This window comes from Sutterella parvirubra YIT 11816, assembly GCF_000250875.1.
GTDB classification, from domain to species: Bacteria; Pseudomonadota; Gammaproteobacteria; order Burkholderiales; family Burkholderiaceae_F; genus Sutterella; species Sutterella parvirubra.
In genome coordinates this window covers 1-2,860 of sequence record NZ_JH604895.1, presented here as the reverse complement: position 1 = coordinate 2,860, position 2,860 = coordinate 1, and the positions used below count along the sequence as shown (strand labels likewise).

The 2,860-nt window shown below is 64.0% G+C and carries 3 protein-coding genes; all 3 read right to left on the bottom strand.

Annotated features, from left to right (window positions below):
• The coding region (locus HMPREF9440_RS02475; RefSeq protein WP_008541173.1) for a thioredoxin domain-containing protein at positions 1-413 on the bottom strand (413 nt) is incomplete at its 3' end.
• Positions 414-699: 286 nt separating this feature from the next.
• Complete coding sequence (locus HMPREF9440_RS02470) at positions 700-1,920, bottom strand: glycosyltransferase family protein (protein WP_008541172.1); 1,221 nt, start codon at positions 1,918-1,920, stop codon at positions 700-702.
• A gap of 137 nt (positions 1,921-2,057) precedes the next feature.
• A complete protein-coding gene (locus tag HMPREF9440_RS02465; protein ID WP_008541171.1) occupies positions 2,058-2,318 on the bottom strand; it encodes a hypothetical protein in 261 nt (86 codons plus the stop codon).
• Positions 2,319-2,860 lie beyond the last annotated feature (542 nt).

Below are 2,860 nucleotides of genomic sequence, written 5' to 3'. Positions count from 1 at the left end.
CGTTCGCCCTTCTTGTGGTAGGCCTGGTACCAGGCGTCCTTCGCCTTCTTGTAGAGGCTCTTGGCGTCTTCAACCGACGTGACGCCCGCCTTCTGGTCTTCGAGCTGGCAGTAGGCGAGGAATTCGCTCGCGGCGCGGCCGAACTTGCCCTTGGTTTCAAGGTGCATCATCTCGAAGTGAAGACCGGTGGCCTGCTCGGCCCCCGGCATCACCTTCGGGTCGACGCCCGCGTCGTACTTGAAGCAGAAGGGGCAGTCATAGGACCAGATCTTGACGATCTTCCCTTCGCCGCCGGGAAGGGGCTTCTCCAAAACCTGGTAGTCCTGGCCGGCGGTGGCGGCGAAGGCGGGCATGGTGATGGTGGCGGCGAACGCGAGGGCGGCCGAAGCCTTGACGAAAGTGCGGCGAAGCATGATTCTCTGTTCCTTTCGGGTGGGCCGGAGCGGGGCGCTCCGGATCGGTCAAAAACGGGTGGACGGGGGCGGCGGGGAAGCGCCGCGCCCGTGTGGTCCGTGTGGTCATTGGGCCGAAGTATAGGTAGGGAAACCACCTTGAGGGAAGGCGGGACGCCCGGAAACCGGGGACTTTGGGGGAAAGTCCCTTTCGATGCGGCCGGTTGGTAAAAAGCCTTTTTCCGAATCCGAAATTGGGGGAGGGGCGGAAGGCGGGGCGTGGAGGCGGGCCGGGTCTGTGCGTGGATCAGGGCGTCCCGAGCATCTCCTTCAGGTATCGGTCCAGAACGGCGTCCGCCGAGAGCGTCCGTTCAAGCTCCCCGCGGATCCGGAAGGGGCGAAGCGCCTCCGGGTCGCCCTGCCGCGCGAGACGGACGGCCTCGGCGAAGGCGTCGACGTTGCCGGGCGTGAGCGGACGCGGGATGCGGTTGATGACGCAGTTCCAGTCGCGGAGAACTTCCTGGTTCTCCGCATCGAGAAACATGGCCCGCTCGGGCGTGGGGTCGTGAGGCGTAATGAGCGCCGGAAGGTCGGCCGCGGCCGCTTCCAGAGGGACTTGGCCCACGCCCGCCACGAAGAGGTAGCGGGAGCCGTACGCCTGCAGGTGGGCGCGCGTGTCGATGGGGCCGATCAACGCGTCGGGCGGGACGGTCGGGAGAAACCTGCCGACGGGTCTGGAGCCGGGACTCGTGACCGGACCGGCGATCTCGAAGCGCACGCCGAGCCGTTCGCAGATCCGGATGAAGTTACGGATGGTGGGAAGCTTCTCCGAGTCGATGCGGCCGACGTAGAGCGCCGTGTCGGCGTGCGGGTCGAACGCGGGACACGCGTCCGGAAAGGTCACGATGTTCGGGAGCTTGACGAGCCGCTCGAAGCCCGAAGAGCGCGAAAAGACCGTGCAACGGTAGTCGAGCCGGTCCAAAAACTCCTGCGTCGTATCCTCCCGGCCGTGGAGCATGCAGCCTACACGGACGAGTTGCCGGAGTGCCTTGATGTCGACGTCGTGGGCGAGTTTGGGCGACTTCAGGTTGAATTCCACGACCTTGGCGCCCGACCACCGGACGAATTGGAGAAGCTTCCAGGCGGCGTTGGGCGCGCCGGGGATGAGCCGCAGGCAGGGATATTTCTGCAGAGGCGCGTAGTCGTGGCGCGCCGCGACGATGACGGGTTGGATGCCGCGCGCGGAGAGCCGGTCAAGGAACAGTTCGACGCGGCGCTCCACGCCCCCGGTTTCATGAAGAAAGTCGAAGACGAAGAGGACGACCGTTCGGGCCGGATCGATTGTCCGGAGTTCGTGCAGATTCGCCGCGTCAAAGCCTTCGTTGAGAAGCTCGGCACGACGGATCTTCGACGAGAGCGGCCAGGTGAGAAGACGGCATGACTTACCGCCGCGGCGAATCAGATGGAGTTCGTTGCGGGTTCGAGTCCGGACCACGGTGAAGAGCGGTCTGCGGCCCAGGCCGAACACCTTCGTGACGCCGAAATGGCCTTTGGTCAGCGCCGGGAAGAGAGCGGAAGAGTGCTCTCGGGGGGGGTGAAGTTCATAAAAATCAAGTGCTTAGCGCATTATCGAGGGGTCTGCAAACGGTGTTGCGAACGCCGAAATTATCCACCTTTCAGGATCACTTGAAAAGCGATGTGCCGCGGGTGCGGCCGGGTGCGGGCGGCCGTCGGCAGTAGGTCGCCGGAATCCGCGCAGTTTTCGATGGCGATGCCGCCCTCGGCGGCTTCCGCCTGGGCGGCCGGCAGCAGAACGGGGAGGAGCGCCGCCAGGAGCGAGAGGCGGAAGGCGTCGGTCTGACGGAGCTTGGTCGTCTTGGGGCGCAGGTCTTGAGTGTCATATCGGCGTCCGAAAAAGTGTTGCAAATGGGGTTTCGGACCTTGTGGAAGTTCTTGTTTCGGTTTGAGTTCTGGTGTTGTTTTGGCGCCGGTCGTCCGATGGCCGTGTTTTTAACATGGCGTTTTGGATATACGAACCGTGCCGTTGGCGCACCTGTGGCGCCGAGGTTTCGGGGCGTCGGGCGCATACGGAAGTGGGTGTTGGAATACGGGTGGAGGCCTTCGGTGAAAACCGCTTCCGGGCGGCTGTATGCGGGGTGAACACTCAAATCTGCGGGCGGAACGGCGAACGCGGGCGGACAGGAATCCTTTCGTTGCCGATTGGGTAGGCGGCTCGTCCGTGCGGATGAGGCCGCAAAATGCCGGTACACGGCCGGGACGGCAGGCGGGAGGAAGGTCGGGCGGATGACGGGGGAGGGGCGTCTCAACGCGCCGACCGGCGTAAAAAGCTGACCGGAGTTCAGTCCCGGGTACCCGCAGTCTCTCGACGTCGCAATTCTTGAGGTCGAGACGGTTGTATATGCAGTGAGTCTACGTTCATCGTGAATTTCTCTCAAACGGGTACACGT